This is a genomic window from Nitrosomonas limosa, from assembly GCF_054188085.1.
Genome location: NZ_CM135180.1, coordinates 2,977,319 through 2,998,959, shown reverse-complemented (window position 1 = coordinate 2,998,959; position 21,641 = coordinate 2,977,319). Strand labels below are relative to the sequence as shown.

18 protein-coding genes are annotated in these 21,641 nt (G+C 47.7%); 6 read left to right on the top strand and 12 right to left on the bottom strand.

Annotation, left to right across the window (positions count from 1 at the left end):
- Positions 1-45 precede the first annotated feature (45 nt).
- The gene (gene lgt / locus ACV7NC_RS13970; protein WP_458153238.1) at positions 46-876 is read left to right on the top strand and encodes a prolipoprotein diacylglyceryl transferase; all 831 of its coding nucleotides are present in this window, start codon (positions 46-48) and stop codon (positions 874-876) included.
- A gap of 29 nt (positions 877-905) precedes the next feature.
- Here the strand turns inward: lgt and ACV7NC_RS13965 are convergent, their stop codons facing one another.
- From ACV7NC_RS13965 to ACV7NC_RS13950, 4 genes are read right to left on the bottom strand one after another with little or no spacing between them, the layout of a single operon-like run.
- A complete protein-coding gene (locus ACV7NC_RS13965; protein ID WP_458153237.1) occupies positions 906-1,274 on the bottom strand; it encodes a hypothetical protein in 369 nt (122 codons plus the stop codon).
- Positions 1,271-2,578 (bottom strand): Xaa-Pro aminopeptidase, encoded by a 1,308-nt coding sequence (pepP, locus tag ACV7NC_RS13960; RefSeq protein ID WP_458153236.1) that lies wholly within the window; start codon positions 2,576-2,578, stop codon positions 1,271-1,273. The genes ACV7NC_RS13965 and pepP overlap by 4 nt, the downstream gene beginning before the upstream one ends.
- A gap of 26 nt (positions 2,579-2,604) precedes the next feature.
- Complete coding sequence (murU, locus tag ACV7NC_RS13955) at positions 2,605-3,300, bottom strand: N-acetylmuramate alpha-1-phosphate uridylyltransferase MurU (RefSeq protein ID WP_458154953.1); 696 nt, start codon at positions 3,298-3,300, stop codon at positions 2,605-2,607.
- Between the two features lie 19 nt (positions 3,301-3,319).
- Positions 3,320-4,324 carry an aminoglycoside phosphotransferase family protein gene (locus ACV7NC_RS13950; protein WP_458153235.1) on the bottom strand — a complete coding sequence of 335 codons (1,005 nt, stop codon included), beginning with the start codon at positions 4,322-4,324 and terminating at the stop codon, positions 3,320-3,322.
- Positions 4,325-4,549: 225 nt separating this feature from the next.
- Between ACV7NC_RS13950 and ACV7NC_RS13945 the strand changes: the two genes are divergently transcribed.
- Both ACV7NC_RS13945 and ACV7NC_RS13940 read left to right on the top strand, forming a co-directional pair.
- Positions 4,550-4,816: an accessory factor UbiK family protein gene (locus ACV7NC_RS13945; protein WP_458153234.1), complete on the top strand. Its 267-nt coding sequence runs from the start codon at positions 4,550-4,552 to the stop codon at positions 4,814-4,816.
- A 230-nt stretch (positions 4,817-5,046) separates the two neighbouring features.
- A complete protein-coding gene (locus tag ACV7NC_RS13940) occupies positions 5,047-6,558 on the top strand; it encodes a YifB family Mg chelatase-like AAA ATPase (RefSeq protein WP_458154951.1) in 1,512 nt (503 codons plus the stop codon).
- Between the two features lie 138 nt (positions 6,559-6,696).
- Here ACV7NC_RS13940 and dnaQ read toward each other — a convergent pair whose 3' ends face one another.
- Genes dnaQ through ACV7NC_RS13925 form a run of 3 tightly spaced genes read right to left on the bottom strand, consistent with a single transcriptional unit; the run spans position 6,697 to position 8,651 of the window.
- Positions 6,697-7,401 carry a DNA polymerase III subunit epsilon gene (dnaQ, locus tag ACV7NC_RS13935; RefSeq protein ID WP_458153233.1) on the bottom strand — a complete coding sequence of 235 codons (705 nt, stop codon included), beginning with the start codon at positions 7,399-7,401 and terminating at the stop codon, positions 6,697-6,699.
- A 1-nt stretch (position 7,402) separates the two neighbouring features.
- Positions 7,403-7,882, bottom strand: coding sequence for a ribonuclease HI (gene rnhA, locus ACV7NC_RS13930; protein WP_458153231.1), 480 nt, complete (start codon positions 7,880-7,882; stop codon positions 7,403-7,405).
- Between the two features lie 19 nt (positions 7,883-7,901).
- Positions 7,902-8,651, bottom strand: coding sequence for a class I SAM-dependent methyltransferase (locus ACV7NC_RS13925; protein ID WP_458153230.1), 750 nt, complete (start codon positions 8,649-8,651; stop codon positions 7,902-7,904).
- A gap of 56 nt (positions 8,652-8,707) precedes the next feature.
- Here ACV7NC_RS13925 and gloB point away from each other — a divergent pair, with 56 nt between their 5' ends.
- Positions 8,708-9,481 carry a hydroxyacylglutathione hydrolase gene (gene gloB, locus ACV7NC_RS13920; RefSeq protein WP_458153228.1) on the top strand — a complete coding sequence of 258 codons (774 nt, stop codon included), beginning with the start codon at positions 8,708-8,710 and terminating at the stop codon, positions 9,479-9,481.
- Between the two features lie 172 nt (positions 9,482-9,653).
- Here the strand turns inward: gloB and ACV7NC_RS13915 are convergent, their stop codons facing one another.
- Entirely contained in the window at positions 9,654-10,247 is a 594-nt protein-coding gene (locus tag ACV7NC_RS13915; RefSeq protein WP_458153227.1) for a cytochrome P460 family protein, read from the bottom strand.
- 353 nt (positions 10,248-10,600) lie between these two features.
- Here ACV7NC_RS13915 and ACV7NC_RS13910 point away from each other — a divergent pair, with 353 nt between their 5' ends.
- Positions 10,601-13,006: a Lon protease family protein gene (locus tag ACV7NC_RS13910; RefSeq protein ID WP_458153226.1), complete on the top strand. Its 2,406-nt coding sequence runs from the start codon at positions 10,601-10,603 to the stop codon at positions 13,004-13,006.
- A 190-nt stretch (positions 13,007-13,196) separates the two neighbouring features.
- Here the strand turns inward: ACV7NC_RS13910 and ACV7NC_RS13905 are convergent, their stop codons facing one another.
- A complete protein-coding gene (locus ACV7NC_RS13905) occupies positions 13,197-14,615 on the bottom strand; it encodes a C13 family peptidase (protein ID WP_458153225.1) in 1,419 nt (472 codons plus the stop codon).
- A 202-nt stretch (positions 14,616-14,817) separates the two neighbouring features.
- The gene (locus tag ACV7NC_RS13900) at positions 14,818-16,593 is read right to left on the bottom strand and encodes an SLC13 family permease (RefSeq protein WP_458153224.1); all 1,776 of its coding nucleotides are present in this window, start codon (positions 16,591-16,593) and stop codon (positions 14,818-14,820) included.
- Positions 16,594-16,722: 129 nt separating this feature from the next.
- Between ACV7NC_RS13900 and ACV7NC_RS13895 the strand changes: the two genes are divergently transcribed.
- The gene (locus ACV7NC_RS13895) at positions 16,723-17,313 is read left to right on the top strand and encodes a DUF3617 domain-containing protein (protein ID WP_458153223.1); all 591 of its coding nucleotides are present in this window, start codon (positions 16,723-16,725) and stop codon (positions 17,311-17,313) included.
- Between the two features lie 240 nt (positions 17,314-17,553).
- On the opposite strand, the gene ACV7NC_RS13890 is transcribed toward ACV7NC_RS13895, so the two are convergent.
- Both ACV7NC_RS13890 and ACV7NC_RS13885 read right to left on the bottom strand, forming a co-directional pair.
- On the bottom strand, positions 17,554-19,575 hold the full coding sequence (locus ACV7NC_RS13890) for a hypothetical protein (RefSeq protein ID WP_458153221.1): 2,022 nt from the start codon (positions 19,573-19,575) through the stop codon (positions 17,554-17,556).
- On the bottom strand, positions 19,530-21,614 hold the full coding sequence (locus ACV7NC_RS13885) for an NACHT domain-containing protein (protein WP_458153219.1): 2,085 nt from the start codon (positions 21,612-21,614) through the stop codon (positions 19,530-19,532). Before ACV7NC_RS13885 ends, ACV7NC_RS13890 begins: the two co-directional genes overlap by 46 nt.
- Positions 21,615-21,641: the final 27 nt, after the last annotated feature.

Below are 21,641 nucleotides of genomic sequence, written 5' to 3'. Positions count from 1 at the left end.
ACTTGCTATAATAGTTGATATTTTACCGTAAATAAGGCCGAAACTATGCTCGTTCATCCGCAAATTGATCCCGTTGCCATCTCCCTCGGTCCGCTTTCCATTCACTGGTATGGATTGATGTATTTATTGGGTTTTGCGTTGTTTATCTTGCTCGGACGATATCGCATCAAAAACCATCCGCATGCTCTTTTCACCTATGAAATGCTGGATGATGCATTATTTTACGGTATGTTAGGAGTAGTCCTCGGCGGACGGCTAGGCCATGTGTTGTTTTACCAGTTCGGCTATTACTTGGAACATCCATTACAGATATTCGCCATCTGGGAAGGCGGTATGTCATTTCATGGGGGATTTCTGGGTGTCTTCGTCGCCATGATTATGCTCGCTCGCAAATATCATTTATCCTGGCTTGCGGTCACTGATTTTGTGATTCCGTTGATTCCTCCGGGATTAGCAGCAGGCCGTATCGGTAATTTTATCAATGCCGAATTGTGGGGGCGCCCCACCGATGGTCCGTGGGGCATGGTTTTCCCGTATGTTGACGAACTGCCTCGCCATCCCTCGCAGCTCTATCAATTCGCGTTGGAAGGATTATTGCTATTCATCATTATTTGGATTTATTCGTCCAAACCGCGCGCGACTGGCGCTGTCACCGGCATGTTCATGATTGGTTATGGTATTTTCCGCTCAATCGCAGAATTTTTCCGTGAACCCGAAGATGGATTTATGGGGATCCTGACTTTAGGTGTTACGATGGGACAATGGTTATCAATTCCCATGATTATTGCAGGTATCGCCGCCTTACTGTGGTCAAAACGTCAAACTGCCACCTCGCAAAATCATAAAAAGCAAACGCCGAAGCGCCAGCGCAAGTAGCTTCTCAACGATCAGCAAGCAATACTATTCTATTGTTTCTTCCCGGCACGATCGACTTCGGTTTCCTCGATGATCTGCGCATCCTCGATAATTACCGTTTGTCCGGTTTCACTTTGCCGGTTTATTTCTTCGTTAGAGGATTGCTTGGCATTTTCAAATTTTCTCCGCCACCACCAAAAACGAATGCCTACAACCACCACTGCGACGGCCAATAACGCAAGAAATGCGGCAAAAAAGAAAAAACCAAGTACCGCCAGCAGAGCAATCACTGGAATCATAATGGCATAAGTAATCCATCGATTCAGAGGAGAGACCGGAACCCGGCGATACTCTCCGGATTCATCCTGTTGATAGTTGGAAATCCGATGGATAATTATTTTTCTCTCTTCGTCTTTCATTGCATAAGCTCCTCTATGGCGGCTATGGTCTTAGGTGCCGCCTCTGTCAGTATTTCATGCCCGGCTGGCGTCACCACCACATCGTCTTCGATGCGGATACCGATATTCCAGAAGTCCTTGGAAACATTATCCGCAGGGCGGATATAACAACCCGGCTCCACCGTCAGCACCATGCCCGGCTGCAACTCGCGCCATTCGCCTTTTTGTTTATACTCGCCGACATCGTGCACATCCATACCCAGCCAGTGTCCAGTACGGTGCATATAAAACCTTTTATAATCTTCCGATTCCAGCACTTCGTCGACGCTGCCTCGGCATAATTCCAGATCAATAAACCCCTGCGCCAGCACTTGCAGCGCTGCTTGATGCGGATCGTTCCAGCGGTTGCCCGGTCTCACTTCGGCAATCGCGGCCGCTTGAGCCGCCAAGACCAATTGGTAAATATCGCGTTGTGCCGCGGTAAACTTGCCATTGACCGGGAATGTCCGGGTGATGTCGGAAGCATAACCGTTTAATTCACACCCGGCATCGATCAATAGCAAGTCCCCCGGCTTGAGTTCGGCATCGTTCAGAACATAATGCAGAATACACGCATTGGCGCCACCCGCGACAATCGATGTATAAGCTGGCGCTTGCGCGCCATGCCGGTAAAAAGTATGCAACAGTTCAGCTTCAATCTCATATTCCCGCATTCCGGGACGCACCGTTTGCATCGCGCGCTGATGAGCTTGCGCTGAAATATCCGCAGCACGTTGCATTATTTGCAATTCCTCAGTGCTTTTTATCAACCGCATCTCGTCCAGTATAGCCCGGTAATCATAAATCTCCCGTGGTGCGGTTACGCCAGTCCGCGCCAAATCACGCACGCGATTCAACCAGCCGACAACGCGTTGATCCCAGTTCTGATCCTGTCCCAACGCAGTGTAAACCGCGGGTTGATCGGATAACAAACCTGGAAGCAATTCATCGAGCCTGGCAAGGGGATAAGCTTCATCAAAATAAAAAGCTTCTTTAGCTACCTCTGGCCCGAAGCGGTAACCATCCCAAATTTCGCGCTCTACATTCTTTTCACGGCAAAACAAAATATGTTTTGCAGGTTCCTGAGCGGTCGCCGCCGCAATCGCCAATACCGCTTCGGGTTCACGAAAGCCGGTCAAATAATAAAAGTAACTATCGAACCGATAGGGATAATGCGCATCCCGATTGCGCACCCGTTCCGGCGCCGTAGGAATAATCGCAACACCGTTCTGCATTTTTTCAGCAAAAAGTTTGCGGCGTGTGATAAACGGTTGTATTTGCGTCATAGTCACATATCAAGGTGTCGTTGAGCTTAATATTGAATGCTCAGTTGTTTATCAAGTAATTCCAGTCTTTCCGGGGTGCCCACATCGATCCATTGCCCGGAATAATGCTGCCCGGTGACTTTGCCCTCAGCGATTGCGCGCCGTAGCAACGGCGCCAGTTTCACAGCTTGTCCCGGTTCGATACCCCGGAATAGTTGCGGCTGATAAATGCCGATACCGCTGAACGTCAATCGCTCCGTTCCTGTCAGAGTTACCAAACCATCCCCCAATACAAAATCGCCTTCGCTATGGTGCCTTGGATTATCAACCAGAACCAAGTGTGCCAATCGCTGATTGGGTTGGCGTTCCATCGCACGCAGAGTCGGTATTAACAAGGCATAATCGAATTCACAGTAAATATCCGCATTGACAACCAGAAATGGTATGCTCTCCGCTTGCTTTGTCAGTAAAGGCAATGCATTAGCAATCCCGCCGGCGGTTTCCAAAACCACAGCTTCCGGTGAGTATTGGATATTAACACCGTACCGCTCGCCAGACCCCAAGGTTTGCTCGATCTTTTCACCGAGATAGGCATGGTTAATGACGATATCGACAAAACCCGCGCGCGCCAGGTTGATGAGCTGATACTCGATCAGCGCTTTGCCCCCCGCTTTCAATAATGGTTTCGGCACAGCATCGGTCAACGGCCGCATGCGTTCCCCGCGACCAGCGGCGAGAATCATCGCCTTATACGAAACCCGCTTAGAAGGTATAGCCAATTTTCCGGTCCGGCGCGGCCGGATGTATTTCATCGAGTAAATTCAGCAATGGATTCAACTCGAGATAGCGCTCGCAGGCTTTCCGTAAATACTCCATCACCAGCGGCATATCATTTAGGTACATGGTTTTTCCATCACGATAATTCAACCGGGCGAAAATTCCCAGCACTTTGAGATGACGTTGCACCCCCATCCATTCAAAATCCCTATAAAAAGCTGCAAAGTCATTGCTAACGGGCAGGCCGACTTTACGCGCTTTTTCCCAGTAACGGATCACCCAGTCCAACAACCGCTCTTCATCCCAACGGATATACGCATCTTTCAGCAACGAGACCAAATCATAGGTAATCGGGCCGAATACCGCGTCCTGAAAATCAATGATTCCCGGATTCGGCGTTGTTACCATGAGATTGCGCGAATGATAATCACGATGAACCAGAACCCTCGGTTGCGCGAGATTGTTTTGCAGAATTTTGGCAAAGACTGCGTGTAGCACCCCTTGCTGGTTATCGTTCAAATTCAATTGCAAATGCCTGGCGATATACCAATCCGCAAATAAATCGAGTTCCCTTCGCAATAAGGCTTCATCGTACGGCGGCAAGCTTTCGGCGTGATGCGATAACTGCATTTTGACCAGCGCATCGGTGGCTGCATGGTACAACTGATCGGCATTCTCTGGCTGATCTGTCAATGCCTGCAAAAAGGTTGTATTGCCGAGATCCGATAGCAATAAAAATCCCCGCTCCAGATTCCGCGCCACGATCACCGGCACATGCACACCGCTGCCTGCTAGAATCTCTGCAACTCGCAAAAAAGGCGCGCAATCCTCGTGCTGCGGCGGCGCATCCATGACAATCATCGTTTGGTCACTAAAGATAATACGAAAGTAACGGCGAAAACTGGCATCCGCCGATGCCGGTTGTAGCGTAAAAGGCTGTGTTGGAAATTGTTCTTTTATCCAACTTTCAAGCAAGTGTAAACGTTCCATTTATGTATTCGGACAAGTAACCGTTATAAAAAGTCCTGTAGCTAAGGGGATACCTCTATTCAGCAATAGCGCTGCACATGGCAGAATTACAATTGCGCCCTACTACTGGAACCTTGTTCAATAACAGTGGATAATCAAACTTTGTAAAGACGGGCCATCGCAAATTTTAACACGTAGCCTATATTTGCTGATCAACTGGTAAATCCATTTATAAGGAGAAGAATCATGTTAAACAAAAATGTTATCGACGAAATCAATGCCAAAGTCAGCGAAATCATGCAAAACAGCCCTGCCAAGGATATCGAGAAAAACGTCAAGATGCTGTTATCAGGCGCATTTTCAAAACTGGATCTGGTGACTCGCGATGAATTTGATATCCAGCAGGAAGTGCTGCAGCGCACGCGAGAAAAATTAATTATTCTCGAAGCGAAAGTGGCCGAACTCGAAGCACGGCTGAATCCGCCCGCAACCAAATCCGAATCCGCCAACTAATCCGAGTTATCGACTCAAAGATCCATCGAAGGGCCTCGCAGCATCACACGTAATGGATAGCCCTTTGATGGTTTCCAATTACGCTGCCTATCCAAGCTCAATGTAATGCAAAGCAAATGGAGCGCAAGAAATGACAGATATCATCAAGATAGACAAATTTCTGAGCACCACTCAACGCAGTAAATCGCTTGCGCGAGCAATTAATCAGAGCTTTCTCGGTTGTCACGCCGATGTCACTTGCTGTTCTTTATAGCCGGGCGCTATCGGGCGTACAAGCACCGCTGGTGACGGTCGAAACGCACATTGCCAACGGCCTGCCGAGTTTCACGATCGTAGGTCTACCCGATACCGAAGTAAAAGAAAGCAAAGATCGCGTTCGCTCAGCGTTGCAGAACGCGCAATTCAAGATCCCCCCGCAACGTATTACCGTCAATCTGGCGCCTGCCGATCTACCCAAGGAAAGCGGCCGTTTCGATCTACCGATTGCCCTGGGAATACTGGCGGCCACCGGTCAAATTCCAAGTGATCGGCTCGATCAATACGAATGGGCTGGAGAACTGGCGCTGACCGGAGAACTGCGCCCAATTCATGGCGCACTGGCAATGACCTATAACGCGTCGCAATCAGGACGCAGCTTCGTGCTGCCGCAACAGAATGCCGCAGAAGCCGCGTTGGTCAAGAATGCCACAATCTACGCTGCGCAATCGTTGCTGCAAATCTGTGCGCACCTGAGCGGACAAAAACTGCTGCCCATTTACCAGAATCCCGCAGGAAATAGCACGTGCTTACATACCGGCAGTTACCCCGATCTTGATGAAGTCAAAGGACAAGCACACGCCAAACGCGCGCTGGAAATTGCCGCTGCCGGCGGTCACAGTCTACTGATGATTGGCCCGCCAGGTACCGGCAAATCAATGCTGGCAGCACGTTTTCCCGGTATTTTACCGCCGATGACCGAAGCCGAAGCCTTGGAATCCGCCGCAATCCAATCGCTCGCTTTCGGCAGCTTTGACATTAGCAACTGGAAAAAACGTCCCTTTCGCGCCCCTCACCATACCGCATCCGGCATCGCGCTTGTCGGCGGTGGCAGCCACCCGCGTCCCGGTGAAATTTCACTCGCAATGCACGGCATACTGTTCCTCGACGAACTCGCCGAATTCGACCGCAAAGTTCTGGAAGTACTCAGAGAACCTCTCGAATCCGGAAAAATCACCATCTCCCGCGCCGCCCGTCAAGCCGAATTCCCCGCCCGTTTCCAGCTCATCACTGCGATGAACCCTTGCCCCTGCGGCTACCTCGGACACCCCTCCGGCAAATGCCATTGCACTCCCGACCAAATCGCCCGCTACCGCGGACGAATTTCCGGTCCTTTACTCGATCGAATCGACATGCAAATCGAAGTTCCGGCGGTGCCACAACAGGAATTGATGAAGCAGCAGATTGCCGCTGAGAAAAGCGAAACGATCCGCCAGCGCGTTGAAAAAGCCCATCAAATACAACTCAACCGGCAAGAAAAAACGAATAGCCGCTTGGGCGTGAAAGAAATCGATCAATTCTGCGCGCTTGATAGCTTCAGTGAAAATCTATTAACACAAGCCATCAGCCGTTTGAACCTGTCCGCCCGCGCGTATCACCGCATTTTAAAAGTTGCACGAACCATTGCGGATTTATCCGGCATCAAGATAATCAACAATCAGCACATTGCGGAAGCGATACAGTATCGGAAGCTTGATAAAAACTAGGTTTCATATTGCGCATGGCAATCTCTCTTCTCTTAATACTGAACACAATAGAGTTTTCTATCCCAATGGAATTAATCGAAGTTCAATGTCAGAAAAAAACAGAAAGAAAAAACCATTTTCTTTTAAATCAACCAGTGCTTAACTTCCTAATTCGAGTTTATCCCATATACACTTGTTACCGCATTCAAGTGCGATTTGAGTTAGTACGGCTTGATGTTGAAGCATCTCTTCATCGGTTGCTTTAATGATTTTAAGGTTTCTGCCATCAAGATCGGTTACTGAAAATTGAGCCAGTTCAGCTTGCTCTATCTCAATGAGTAAACTTTCCTGCCCGCGTGTCATTGCAAGATAGACTTCCGCTAGCAATTCGGCATCCAATAATGCACCGTGGAGGGTACGTTTGGAATTATCGACACTATAACGTTCACACAGCGCATCCAGATTGTTTCGTTTACCCGGATGAAGTTCTTTAGCCAGTTTTAATGTGTCCGTTATGGATGCGCAATAACGATCCAGCGCTCCTAGATTAGCCAGGCTCAGTTCATAATTAAGAAATCCAACATCGAAGGGGGCATTGTGGATAATCAGCTCAGCTTCACCGATAAACCTCAGAAACTCAGCGGATATCTCGATAAATTTGGGTTTATCTTGTAGAAATTCGGTAGTAAGGCCATGAACTTGCAAGGCTCCTTCATCACTTTCACGTTCAGGATTCAGGTAATAGTGGAAATGATTACCCGTCAACTGCCGGTGATGAAGCTCTACCGCAGCAATTTCTATGATGCGATGCCCCAGTTTATGCTCCAAACCGGTGGTTTCCGTATCCAGTACAACTTGTCGCATACTAAGATTCTTGATAAGTTTTGATAGCAGGAGAACTCACCATTTGAACTCCACGATTTGCTAGTTGATCGGCGCGCTCATTATCAACATGCCCGGAATGGCCACGAACCCAGCACCATTCAATATCATGCTGCTGCGACAATTGATCGAGCAGTTTCCAGAGATCTTCATTTTTAACCGGTTTCTTATTGGAAGTACGCCAATTCCGCGCTTTCCATGCTTCAAGCCATTCGCTGATACCTTTCTGAAGATATTGCGAATCGGTATGTAAATGCACTTTGCAACGGCGTTTTAGCGCCTCTAGCGCCCGGATTGCTGCCAGTAATTCCATGCGGTTATTTGTCGTTTGTTCTTCCCCGCCAAAAATTTCTCGCTCATGCCCCTGGTATTTTAATAATGCCCCCCATCCGCCCAAACCGGGATTTCCCTTACAAGCCCCGTCGGTAAAAATTTCGACCACCTTCTGCGTTTCTCGATTCATAACTCATTCCCAAGTGAACTTAATCACATTCTCCCGATGATCGATCTTGCGTCGAATTCTTTTCAATCTTTTGGGCAGCGGGCACCATTCTCCTTTTACCATCCAGGCAGTTTTTCCACCCGGGTTTAATAACACGCATTCCGTGCATATATTTAATGGCTTGTAAAAAATAAACACCTCCAGAAATAGGCCACCAGCGATCGCCCGCAGCTTCCATAAAATGGAAACGCCGCCGCCACTTTTCTTGTTTGAAAGGCGGTACATAACAACCAAGACGGCCACCGGCCATTTCGAAATCCAGTAACTTTAACCAATCCTTTAAGCGTGCTAAAGAAATAAAGTGGCCATTCCAGGGAAATTCTTCACGGGTTGGTTTTAAATAATGGCAAATTCCCCACAGACTCATTGGATTAAAACCAGAAATGACGATATGTCCACCTGGAATCAGGATTCGATGCACTTCCCGCAAAATTTGATGAGGATTTGAATTAAACTCAAGGGTATGCGGCAAAATGGCCAGATCCATACTATTACTTTGAATTGGCAAGAATCCAGGTTCGGCAAGAATTGAAGTGCCATTTTCCGATCCCACGGTAAAATGGAATGGCATTCTATTCAGACGAAGAAAATTAAACTGTGACCAACCAATCTGCACTGCATTGTAACCAAATATATTTGCAACCACTTGATCAAAGTAGCGATATTCATGCTCGATCAAATATTGACCAAGCGAGGACTGGAACCATTGTTGATCATATTGAATATTCATTTTGGTCGATTATTTTTCCGCACGAATAGTTTCACGCTCAATTTCCTGGAAACGCTATGCTGAAAGTACATCCGATAGCTGCATTTAAAGACAATTATATCTGGGTTATTCGCAACCGTAACGCTGTGATCGTGATTGACCCGGGAACGGCTATACCCGTCATTGAGTATATTAGATCAGAACGATTACAGTTAATTGCAATTCTCATTACTCACCATCACCATGATCATACCGGTGGCATTACTGATCTGCTGCAATTTTCTGAGGTGCCGGTATACGGCCCGCGCTCCAAAAATATTCCAGCCATTACTCATCCAGTCATAGAAAATGATGCAATTTTCTTTCCGGAATTGCCATTAACTCTTAGCGTTTTTGAAATCCCAGGCCACACCCTCGATCATATTGCTTACTATGGATCCCACCCATTCGGCATGCTGTTTTGCGGTGACACGCTTTTCGCGTGCGGATGTGGACGAGTCTTTGAAGGAACTGCAGAACAAATGTATCGATCACTGCAAAAGCTTTCCCAGCTACCTTATGAAACACTCATCTACTGCGCACATGAATACACGCTTAGCAATATTAAGTTCGCCCTTGCTGCCGACCCTCAGAACGCGGAATTGCTGGCATTTGATGTTGCTGCACAAAAACAGCGTGACCATGACAGACCTACAATACCGACAACCATCGGCCATGAGAAATTAATGAACCCGTTTCTACGATGTGACAATCAGGAGATCATCGCCAGCGTACAAAAACATTACGGGTATTCACAACCGGATCCACTCGACATTTTCACGGCTTTACGGAATTGGAAAAATAATTTTTAACACAATGATCCGTATTGATTAAGCAAGCACTTGAAAACCCGGGGAGCTTGTACGAGCTGCCCACAAGCATTACTTTAAAGAAAAATGAAGATGATATGCTGAATAAAAATGGCATATTCAATGAATTGAATATGCCAAATTAATTAACAAATACAGCCAAAAATAATATTACTTATTTTGCAGGTTTAGCAGCACGTAACACTGGGTAATATTGAATAAAGACCATATCTTGCGCTGCATTTTCTTTGTGGCAAGCGGCACAAGCTTCATCGGCCTGGATTGCACCGTTTTTGGCTTCGTAAGATTCAAAACCGAAGAACGCCCAGTTCCCAGGTCTATCTGCATAACGCTTCGAATCTTTAACCATGGCAGCAATTCCATTGAATTCACCAGGGAAATAACCATGTCCACTTGATGCTTCTTTGGTTCCTACACCGACCAATTCTTTAACGATAACGGTTCCATCACGGAATTGACCCGTTTTCTTCCAATGATTCCAGCTGGTTGGATCAATATAAACATTATGAAATTCCGGGAAAGCTGCTTTTCCTTCGTTCATATCATTTGGAGTTACCGGTGCACCAACAAAAACCCATTCGCGGTAGTCTTTTGGAGTCAACAATAAATTATCTTTAGTAAATCTTCCAAAATTATGATCTTTACCGTGTGCATGGTGCGCATCAGAAGCGATTACTGGGCTTGCCAGCGCAATGGATAACAATACTGGTGCAATACCACCTAATAACGTTTTTTTTAACTGTAACATAATAAGCCCTTAAAATAGTTAAAGAATTACAAAGAAAGCAGCAAATTCTCGGACTGCTATCGGCCCTAATAGTATTCAGACAACCTACCTTCGTCAAGAGTAAACGTAATAATAGAAACACATCCATTGATCCATTGAATTCAGGCTTTTCAATACCCTTGCACCACATTGTAAATTTAATGAATATCCTCAGTTATCTGAAGAACAGATATTTTATTTACATACCAAGGTAGAATAGCCGCATTGATGCATTAAACTTGACAGTAACTTCGATCGAGTCATCGGGTGAAAATTTCTATTAAATCTTCATCGTACATCGTTACCATCCATCTAGCCGCATACATGAATAAACAATGACCGCGATTCCACCACTGCAACCGCATCAACTATCCCGTTCATGCGATCCGAATCAATTTACTTTCCAAACAACAGCGGAATTAGCGGATCTGACGGATATCATCGGACAAAAACGGGCGTTGGAAGCCATACGTTTCGGTTCCGGCATTCGTCAGGATGGTTATAACCTTTTTGTGCTGGGTCCGCCCGGTATGGGGAAGCACAGCCTGGTAAACCAATTTCTGGAGAGCAAGGCTGGCTCTGAATCGAGACCCTATGACTGGTGCTATCTGCATAATTTTTCTCAGCCGCACAAACCAAAAATGTTAAAACTCCCCTCTGGAAAAGGAGAGGAATTACGGTTGCACATGGAGCGCCTGGTGGATTACTTGCGGACTGCGATTCCCGCACAGTTCGAAAGTGAAGACTACCGTAACCGGCTAAATGCGATTCACCAGGAATTCAACGAACAACAAGAACGTGAAATCAGCGAACTGGGTGCGGAAGCCCAGAAAAAGGAAATCATTCTGCTGCGAACGCCCGAAGGCTTTGCGTTAGCCCCTAGCCGAGACCACGAAGTCATTCCACCGGAAGAATACGATAAACTGCCACAAGCTGAAAAAGACCGGATTGAGTCCGCAATCACGGAACTGCAAACAGAGCTGGAAAAAATTCTCAGTCATTTACCCATGCGCCGCCGCGAACGAAGCGAGCGCATCAAGCAACTAAACCGCGACACGATGTTGTCAACCGTTGCGCATATGATCAACGAATTGCGTGCGATCTACAATGATCTACCCGATGTGCTCGAGTATTTTGATGCCGTTCAACAAGACATGGTTATCCATGTTGATGATTTCCGTAAACCTGATGAATCCATCAACATTTCCGGAATGACGATCGTCACGCATCAGACATTCAACAATTATCAGATCAATGTTTTGAGCTCTAACGCGCAGACTCAGGGTGCGCCGATCATTTTTGAAGACAACCCGACCTATAGCAATTTGATTGGCCGCGTCGAATATCTTTCCCAGTTCGGCGCACTGGTTACCAATTTCACCTTGATCAAAGCAGGTGCCTTGCACCGGGCCAACGGCGGGTATTTGCTCCTGGATGTGCGCAAGGTGCTGATGCAATCGTTTGCTTGGGAAGGACTGAAACGTGCGCTGCAAGCACGGAAAATTTATATCGAATCACTGGGACAGCTCTATAGTCTTGTCAACACGGTTTCGCTCGAACCCGAACCAATCCCGCTCGATGTCAAAATCATATTATTCGGCGATCGTGTTTATTACTATCTTTTGCAGGAATATGACCCGGAATTTAGCGAGTTATTTAAGGTAGCTGTTGATTTCGAAGAAACTATCGAGTGGAATGCCGACAATCATTTCCTTTATGCACAACTGATCGCCACATTAGTCCGCAAACAAGGACTATTGCCTTACGACCGACGTGCCGTAGCGCGTGTTATCGAATATAGCGGACGTTTAGCGAGTGATTCGGAGAAGCTGTCCATGCATATGCGCAATATCGCCGATTTACTTGTTGAAGCCGATTTCTGGGCGCGCGAAGCGCAGCACGATATTGTACTTGCAAGCGACATTCAACAAGCGATCGATGCTCAGATTCGTCGTCAGGATCGTATCAGGGATCGTCTTTACGAAGCGATCCAGCGCAATATTCTGATGATCGACACGCAAGGGTCTGTGATCGGACAAGTCAACGGGCTATCGGTAATAGAATTGGGCGGATTCGCTTTTGCGCAACCCGCCCGGATCACCGCTACGACCCGCTTTGGCAAAGGCGATATGATTAATATCGAACGCGAAGTCAAACTTTCCGGTGCTATTCACTCCAAAGGCGTATTGATATTATCCGCATTTCTAGCAGCGCGTTATGCAAAAAACCAACCATTGGCGTTGTCGGCGAGTCTGGTATTCGAACAGTCATATGGCATGGTTGAAGGCGATAGCGCCTCACTCGCAGAGCTATGCGCACTGCTTTCCAATCTTGCCAATGCGCCCATTGACCAATCCCTGGCCATCACTGGCTCAGTCAATCAGTTCGGCCAGGTCCAAGCAATTGGCGCGGTGAACGAAAAGATAGAAGGTTTCTTTGATATCTGTGCGGCTCGCGGACTAACCGGTAACCAAGGCGTGTTAATACCGGCGGCCAATGTTCAACACCTGATGTTACGCAAAAATGTCGTCGATGCGGTTACTTCCGGAACATTTCACATTTACGCAGTGGAAACCGTCGATCAAGCCATCATGCTGCTCACCGCAATACAGCCGGGGGAAGCGGACCAGGACGGCAATTACCCCGAAGAAAGTATTAATTTTAAAATATCCAAACGATTGACGGAATTAGCAAGAATCAGCCAATCATTTGAACATACGAGCGGAAAAGCTAAAGGTTAACAACCACCGGATAAGCTATTAGGAAAACGCTGATTAATTCGGCGAACGAGATGAAGCACGAGGCGCACGGCACACAGCAACCGAGACATATCAATAAGATAGGCGAGGGAGCGAGTACCGCGCAACGAAGTGATTCGCTTGTATAGTCAATTAATCAGCATTTCCTTAGAAAACTCATCTCAGTTTTTTATTAGTAGGCAGCAAATCTTTCGGGTGCATACCGGATCATATCCTGTTCCAACAGTTTCAGTTTCTCACGCATAGCGTTACCGATAAATAACTGAGGCTCGGACGGGATTAAGTTTTCAGACAACTCACGCTGCCGGATTTTCTCAATAGCCTCGCTGAAGTTTTCAATAAATTGGTAGGGCCTGTCATCCATACTTCTGAAAAGCGCTTCACCAAAATACGTATACTCGTTCTCATGAGCGCAGCCAAAGGATGCTTTATCGGCGGCGGCGGCAGTGAGAATCAAACTGTGATCATCCTGCAAAGCATCAATAAATCCACCGGAATAACACGCTGAAATCAGAATAATGCGCCAGCGGATACCGGCTTCATCCAGGTAAGCTTTGATATCTTCAGGCCGCACGTCGTTGAGTTCGAGTGGCCACATATTGACTGAAAGCTCGTGGTTAATCGATCCATGACTGGTAAGGTACAAAAACACCACGTCTTCCTCACGGTTCATCTTATTGCCTACATGACTCAAAGCGATCCTTAAATTTGAAGCCGACGCGAGCGGGATGTTATCGATGGTTTTCAGGTTATTGATTAATACCACTGACCGCCCTGATGCGCCCAGGTTTTTATTCATGGCACGCTGCACATGATCGACTTCTCTCATAAAGACATCCTGAGCGGCATCGGAGCCAAATCCTACAAAAAACAAATCAGTGACGCCTTCCTTACCGGGTTCGATAGGGCTAAGGGCGTTATTCAGAAGCCTATACTGATTGTAGTAAACCTCTTCCTGGTTAATGTAGCTGAAATCGGCATTGCTATACGCATCCATCACCCTTGAATAGTCAAAATCTTCGTACCAAAAACTGAATGGCACATTCACCAAAGGATAGGTTGCGCTCATCCAAAAAATCGCTAATAGGAATGCCCTGATTTTGCGGTAATCCAGCAGTTGCAATGCAAGAAAAAAACAAACGAGAAAGCTCCAGACCGCATAAATCGTGTAACCCGTCTCCAGATAATCATCCGGCAACTGAGGCAACGCAACAAAAGATATCAAATAAAGAAACGGTAAGACGCTGTATGCCAACACCAAAAACAGCAATAAATGCTCCCGGTTGTGCGTAACCTTTGTCACCACAAAACCGACCATCAGCACAACCAGTAATTCAATTCCAAGATAACTTAACCCAAATAAATCGAAGATCGGCTCGGATGTCAGCGAATAGGAAATGACCAGTGCGGTTAAGCTGTAGAAAACCACGAGCAGAGCCAATTGATTATGCGTAGCCGTCGCATGCGCGATCGCATTCCGGCGGAAGCAAAGCAATCGGATCCCGCAAAAAAGATTTTGAATGAGACCCAGAAATTCTCTAACTAACGTGGATTGATTTGATTCTTTGGCAATACCTGCATATAAGTCCATTTCAAACTCCGGTTCCCGATCTGCGAATATAGCTTGCTATTAACGGCAAAAGAACCGATTGTTAAAGTCAGTAAAGACAGGAATAAGGTCGGTTTTTTATGGATTAACTTCGCCGGCAAAATTCTAAGCCGGAAGTTAGACCATCATACAAATCCAAAGTTAATCAGGAATAAAAAATAAAGCGAACTTGCTCCAGACGGCTCTATTTGGTCAATGGCCAACCGATCAAGAGCACCGTAATCGTAACAATCCCCGTGATGATATTCATCGGTATCCCAACTTTCAGGAAATCCGAGAAACGGTATTCACCAGGGCCATACACCATCATGTTGGTTTGATAACCGAGCGGCGTTGCAAAGCTGGCGGATGCAGCCATCATGATAGCCAATACAAAGGGAACATGGTTCAAATCAGCCTCCGCAGTGATTTCCAGCACAATCGGCAGCATCAGCAGCGCTGCCGCATTGTTGGTAATCACCTCGGTTAACAGTGACACAGCGATATACGTGAGAATTAACAACAACCAGGGCGTTCCTCCACTGATATCGACAATATTGCCCGCCAGAAATTTGGCGACACCGGTTTTTTCCAGCGCCATGCCGAGCGCGAACGACGCCGCGATCGTCAAAATAACCGTCAAGTCCAGACTCTTTTCCGCTTGGCTGGGTGAACAACAGCCAGTAATGATCATCATGCAAGCGCCGATCAAAGCGCCATTGAGCATGGTAATCACTTCAAAGCTCGCCAGCGTCACGATCCCCAGCAAAATAGCCCACGCGATAAAAGCCCGGTCATGCCGCGGCGCTTCGGTGTTCAGATCGTTAATCAGTAAAAAATCCTTGTTGTAGCGCTGGCGCGTAACGAACGCCGGCCGGGCTTCCAGCAACAAAGTATCGCCCGGCTGCAAAATGATGCTGCCGAGATTCCCTTTAATGCGTTCGCCATTTCGCGCCACAGCCAGTACCGCTGCGCCATAGCGGGCACGGAAACGGGCTTCGCGGATGGCGTACCCGATCGCCGAACAATGCGGGGATACCACTGCTTCGACCAATCGTCTTTCAGGATGTCTTTGCGTAAACGCATGCACTTGCCCGTCGTCGCTGGACGGAATCACGCCATTGATGCGCAACAGATCGGAAATCGCGTCGGTATCGCCCGCAAACACCAGCCGGTCGCCGCCTTGCAGCACTTCTTCCGAAGAAACGACCGCCAGCGCGGTGCCGTTCCTCTCGATTTCCACCAGATAAACCCGCTGCAGATGCCGGAGTCCGGCTTGCTCGACGGTTTTTCCGACCAACGGGCCGTTCGGGTCGATAGAAACTTCAAGGGTAAACTCGCGCAAATTGGAAAAAGCTTCGCCTTGCTTGCGGTCAGGCAGCAATTTTGGAAAAGCCAGCCACATGAATAAAAAACCGGCAATCGCCACCGGCACGCCGACCGGCGTAATTGAAAACAGGGAAAAACCGGCTTCACCGGTCAAGGTTTGAAATTGGCCGTTCACGATCAGATTGGTACTGGTGCCGATCAGCGTCACGGTGCCGCCCAGAATCGCCGTATAACTCAGCGGAATCATCAACTTGGAAGGCGAAATCCCGATTTTGCGCGACCAACTGTAAATCGCCGGGATCATCGTCGCGACAACCGGCGTGTTATTGAGAAAACTGCTTAAAAATGCAACCGGCCAGAACATCCGGTTCAGCGCGGCGCGCGAGGTTTTAGGGCGGCCTAACAGGGTATTCACCAGCAAATCGATGGCGCCGGAAGCATGCATCCCGGCGGCAACCACGAACATCCCCGCCACCGTAATCAAACCCGAATTGCTGAAGCCGCTGAGCACATCGCCGCTTTTTAAAATCCCGGTTACACTGAGGATCGTCAATGCGCCGATCATGATCAAATGCGGACCGATCTTGGTAAAAATCAATGTCGCCAGCACCGTGCCGCACAAACCCAAGGTAAACCAGCCTTGCCATTCCATAGTCTTACATTCCGCGCAAAGCTACGGAATATACAGCAAACACCTTATAACCAGAAATAATAATTGATTATAATGATATAGAAATGAATTATAGGAAATCCGCACGTCCCGTGGATTTCCGCAGAATGAATGAGTTTTCCGCTAAACTGGCATGCAATAATTTATGAAACGCTCACTATCACTTCGAACGGCAAAGCTATCATGCGAACAATACTCTGCACCCTGCTCCTTAGCTTCATCATAACGCCTGTATACGCGCACCAGCATATTCGCCCCGGGTTATGGGAAGTCACCACCCGTTCCGACCTGCTGTCGCTGGTGCCGCACATACCCACGGAACATATGCAACAACTCAGCGACCTCGCCCGGCGTTATGGATTAAAACTCCCCAAAATAGAAAACGGCGCCGCCACCTCGCACCTCTGCATCACCGAAGCCATGGCCAACGAAGACATCCCCCGGTATTTCTACGAACACCGCTCCGGCTGCACCGTGCAAAACGCCACCCGCACCGGCAATCGCTATCAACTCGAACTGACCTGCGACAACCAGCATTTTCAAGGAACCGGCACCGCCGAAGGTAGCTTCACCAACCCGGAACGTTTCATTGGCAGCACCGAATTCGACAGCACCGTCAGCGGCATGCCGGTACACGCATCGGCGCAAACCGCGGCACACTGGATCGGCGAACGCTGCACCGCGGTCAATCCGCTGCAATGACCTTCGATGACTTCGAATGAATTCCCTGGACGTTAGCAGCACACTTTGTGATGATGCCTTCGGCAGTGCGCTCACATGCTTGTACGCAGTTAAATTCGGGAAAGTGCGAGTCATACCTGATGTGAGAAGCTCATACCCGAGTCATTACCGTAAATTTTGCAACTTATTGGAAGATTATTTCTAATTTAAATACAATCTATTAAGGAAAAAATTCTTATTGCATCAAGGTTTGATTCTTGCTTATCTTTGCGGGAGCGCGCAATCAATCACACAAACTTGAATTCGATGTTTTTCTTCCAGTGAGAGCGTTTGCTGTAAGCAATCTTCCAGTTCTTGGGCGCTACGGGGCTTCCTGCCGCCACCGGATGAAGATGGCATCCCGTTTCCCCCGAACCAGAAAACCACATAAATGCCATACCCATCCGTCCCGGGATCGCGAACATATTTGGCGATCAACTGCTCGTGAATTGCACGCCAAAGATCAGTATGACTGTCTTTCTTGATTTCGATAGGAATGTTGAATCCATTGGTACCGCCAAATGAAACCCTGATGTCAGCACGCTTGTCGTCCGCATAACTACCTTCCCTCTGAGCATCAATATTGAGTTTTCCAAGCCGTTCCTGCAAATCGGACAGCAATGCATCACGGCAATCGTTCTCTGGTTTGGATTTTTCCAGTTTTTTATTGCTCGTGTCGTAGCTCCAATACTGCCGGTGATCATTGGTACTGCCATGACGAATTTTTCGTGCAATGCCGCGTAAATGATCAAATGTCAGAGCAGCCAGATCGGCAGCACAAGCAGGTTGAAGATTGGCTAGCGTGCGGTCAATCTCCTTGGTGCTTAAGCGTCTGAACGATGCCTTGCGCCGAGTAATACGCTGTGAATGCGAAGCGTTGCGCAAATGATTTTGCCAAGACTTAAGCTCAGGTAAATTCTGTAAGCGCTCAAGCTCACGGGCAGCAGCTTCCGTAGGGTAATTACTGAGTTTATTGATAAAGGAACGTACCAAATCGGCTGCGTTCGTTGACAAACTGGCCCTATAAGCTCCAATTACACGTTCGGAAGAACAATCAGGTGCTAGCAATTCAATCAAACCACCAAGCGCAGTCACGGGAAAAAGTACCCAGTCGGGCAAATGACGTTCTATGTGATCGTGATATAAAAAATTTACCAAATATCCCTTCCGAACGGCGCTCTTACCAACATGCTGAAACAGCCGAGTCTCATAACTATCCGGATCAAGCAACAAGCCACAACTCAACCAGTACACTCGCTGCGCAGCACTTATACTTTTCAGTTCAAGTTTTCGAGCGATCAATTCTGCCAACTCTTCCCGGTCAAGGCAACGCAATGTGCCTTTTAGCAGCGGAACAAGGACATCTGACAACTGGAGTTTTCGAGTACGTAGCGGAAACCTTTCCAGCAGTTTCGGCAACACCACGCGCGCGACTCCACTATATGCGTCGTCATACGCCAAGAAATGCAGCCCAGAAAGATGATCTTTTCCTGCACGCAACATGGCCAGGACGTAAACCAGCAGCACTTCCGCCACCAATGCAGGACGTTGCTTGGCAAGCACTTTAAACCATTCCGAATCATTGTAATTGCCATAAGTAAGCTGGAACGCTATTAAACGCGATAACACAGCACCTTCAAGCTGTAATGCATTAATTGGATCGTTCTGAAACAACTCCTCCATGCCAACTAAGCAAACGGAGCGAATAAAATGCATTTGTCCTTTAGTTTCTAGATCTACGATTTCACTCACGCTCGGTAAATCGTGGCGATCAAGCGCATGGCGAAAACCTGAATACGCCGCTTCGACCAACTCCTCATCACCATCCAGAAAATTCAGAAGACGTTCACGAGGTGTCTCCCCCCAAGTATCGCTACTTAATCCCTGATATGTCAAAGCAAGTTCATCTAATATCTCTGGATGCGCACTACCATCACGAATTGTTGCAATATGCTGACGAAAAAATTTAATCCAGCCTTTCTTCTGCGCATCTTGTTCGATTCTGCGTTGACGATCTTCGAGGGCAAATTTATGTTGCCAATCTCCAATGGGACAAGTTATAACTTGCTCAAACTGGACTTGAAAATTGGGATGATCCGCAATCCATTTCTCAAGAAACTCCAGCATCGGAAGCGTCAATTCCTGTTGTTTCCCGCGTTGCCTCAACATTCCAATGGCTTGATCAAAATAAAATTCCGCTAATCCGCGATGTTGTTCCGTTGCCGCTTTCTCCAGATACCACATTTCAATTCCGTTTGGAGGCCGTGACCGGTACAATGCATACAAATCCGGGTATTCTCATGGGTGACGCATCGTGCAGCACCCAATTCAATCATGGCTTTATAACGTTCAGGCCGAGTAGCAAACCACGCCGCAATAAATTCGGTACTTTCCCTATCAAGCCTTGAATAACCATATTCGTTGAGACCAATACCTAACCATTCATAAAGACGTTCAGTGGCGATCGTATCACCGAACTCTTTTAATCCTCGCACCAGCAAATTTCCCGGCATGCGGTTTTGATGATGAAATTTGAGAACATGATCGATATCCGGTTTTATTTGTATAAATCTATCCAGCAATGCCGAGAGAATTTCTTTGGAAGATTTTTCCGGAGGATAGTGAATCCAAAAAACACGATAGCTGCCAATCAAACTTTCAACTTTTGGAACATGCAAGTAATCAAATATTTTGACAGGCGGAATAAGCTGCGGATAAAACTCTTTTAAAACGGTCCCGAGTATTTCATCGTCACTGTCCTCGACAATACCGGCGCGAATATCTTCCGCCAACTTCAGTACTGCTGAGCAATCCTCTGCAGCATTGCGAATCCAAGCTTTTATGGCGCTTGTCCTTACGAATCGGTGGTAGCTGCTATCGCGCGCAATAGCTTCCAGTAAATCATTAAAATTTGATAGCGGTTCGCCGTAATGGATCGCGTCCAACGCGCAATTCAATATTCCCTGATCCGCTCGCTCGCGAGAAGACGAAATCAGTATTTCACGCAATACCGGCTCCATATCTTTCGTGCCCAATGCGCCAAAAGGCGAGGAAGACCAATCTTCCGCATGGAGCCACGGATTGCGCTGCGCCTCGTTCTTCAAAGCGGCAAAAACAAACTGCTTATCCGCCAACGGGAAATGCCGCACATCGCTATACAGCACCACACCCAATGGATCACGTTCGATTAGTAGGCGGCGCGACTCATTGAGACAATGCGCCGAAAGCCACGCGGCAAGCCCACGCAAATCGGTGACTACCCCGCCATCCACACCGGTTATCAATGTAAGCACTCGGCCAAACGGCAAACCATCATTCTCGATACGTGAAGCAAGGTAGCGTGCGCCCAGAAATTCAGCGATGCTGCGGTGAACCGGGATGCGCAATTCTTCACCATCGCTCTGAAACAGATTGGTTTTCAGTGCAGCAAGCAGTGGAAAATCAGACGCTATCAATTCCGTCCAGCAAGGATGTTGATCGTCTACTCGTTCTTCATCGAGCGAGAAACCAGCCACCCCCGATAACAACTGAATAGCACACAAATAACCCACAGTATCCAACAATATGGCTTCGGGAAGCGGCTGTTCGCGTTTCGCCCGGCGGTGTTCGCAATTTTCATCTTTTATGAGCTTCCGGCAAGCCATTTCATAAACCTGCATACGGCTTTGCGGCCATTCATCACTGCCTACCGCTTCAACCAGCAAATTCAATACCTGCGGATTGCGGAGCAGTTCATTCAGCCGGTGTTCGCGCGCCTGGCGCATGAATTCAGCCGGATCTGAAACAGCAGTCTTATGCCGGAGAATTTCGGCGATGTCACTATCATTCAAGGGATCAAGATGCAACGCGATGATTTCGCTATCCGGCGAAACCTGTTTTAAGTCTTCACTGTCACTTGCACTCTGCCAGTCCGCTTCGCGGCATGAAAGACGGAATCGCGGGCGGCCGAGCCTTGCCAGATGTTTACGAATGTCATCAAGTGGTATCCTGCTATCGCCTCCACCGGCACGCATCTCATCCAATCCATCAATGAACAGGGTTTCGCCTTGATATTCCATTCCAAGTCCGAGAGCGGCAAAGTTTCGCGCGCTAATGCACCTGCCACCGGATTTTTCCGCTTCTTGCTTGAAGGATGTAGTTTTACCCGAGCCCGGATCGCCCAGTAGCACGTATGCAGCTTGATCACGAAAGGATTCCAGAGGAAAGCTTCTTGGCTCTTGCACATTATCCGATCTGCGCGTGCAGGTGCGCCGTACGAGAAAAGATTCATTTATCTTGTTCAAAACCGTGATTCCACTGGATATCAGAGA

Excerpts from the sequence above, each read along its gene's own strand:
- ACV7NC_RS13900 (WP_458153224.1), bottom strand. The coding sequence starts at position 16,593 with ATGGAATGGCAAGGCTGGTTTACCTTGGGTTTGTGCGGCACGGTGCTG.
- ACV7NC_RS13950 (WP_458153235.1), bottom strand. The coding sequence starts at position 4,324 with ATGGAACGTTTACACTTGCTTGAAAGTTGGATAAAAGAACAATTTCCA.
- pepP (WP_458153236.1), bottom strand. The coding sequence starts at position 2,578 with ATGACGCAAATACAACCGTTTATCACACGCCGCAAACTTTTTGCTGAA.
- ACV7NC_RS13940 (WP_458154951.1), top strand. The coding sequence starts at position 5,047 with ATGTCACTTGCTGTTCTTTATAGCCGGGCGCTATCGGGCGTACAAGCA.
- dnaQ (WP_458153233.1), bottom strand. The coding sequence starts at position 7,401 with ATGCGACAAGTTGTACTGGATACGGAAACCACCGGTTTGGAGCATAAA.
- ACV7NC_RS13915 (WP_458153227.1), bottom strand. The coding sequence starts at position 10,247 with ATGTTACAGTTAAAAAAAACGTTATTAGGTGGTATTGCACCAGTATTG.
- ACV7NC_RS13945 (WP_458153234.1), top strand. The coding sequence starts at position 4,550 with ATGTTAAACAAAAATGTTATCGACGAAATCAATGCCAAAGTCAGCGAA.
- ACV7NC_RS13895 (WP_458153223.1), top strand. The coding sequence starts at position 16,723 with ATGAGTTTTCCGCTAAACTGGCATGCAATAATTTATGAAACGCTCACT.
- rnhA (WP_458153231.1), bottom strand. The coding sequence starts at position 7,882 with ATGAATCGAGAAACGCAGAAGGTGGTCGAAATTTTTACCGACGGGGCT.
- ACV7NC_RS13965 (WP_458153237.1), bottom strand. The coding sequence starts at position 1,274 with ATGAAAGACGAAGAGAGAAAAATAATTATCCATCGGATTTCCAACTAT.
- ACV7NC_RS13925 (WP_458153230.1), bottom strand. The coding sequence starts at position 8,651 with ATGAATATTCAATATGATCAACAATGGTTCCAGTCCTCGCTTGGTCAA.
- gloB (WP_458153228.1), top strand. The coding sequence starts at position 8,708 with ATGCTGAAAGTACATCCGATAGCTGCATTTAAAGACAATTATATCTGG.
- lgt (WP_458153238.1), top strand. The coding sequence starts at position 46 with ATGCTCGTTCATCCGCAAATTGATCCCGTTGCCATCTCCCTCGGTCCG.
- ACV7NC_RS13890 (WP_458153221.1), bottom strand. The coding sequence starts at position 19,575 with ATGTGGTATCTGGAGAAAGCGGCAACGGAACAACATCGCGGATTAGCG.
- ACV7NC_RS13905 (WP_458153225.1), bottom strand. The coding sequence starts at position 14,615 with ATGGACTTATATGCAGGTATTGCCAAAGAATCAAATCAATCCACGTTA.
- ACV7NC_RS13910 (WP_458153226.1), top strand. The coding sequence starts at position 10,601 with ATGACCGCGATTCCACCACTGCAACCGCATCAACTATCCCGTTCATGC.
- murU (WP_458154953.1), bottom strand. The coding sequence starts at position 3,300 with ATGATTCTCGCCGCTGGTCGCGGGGAACGCATGCGGCCGTTGACCGAT.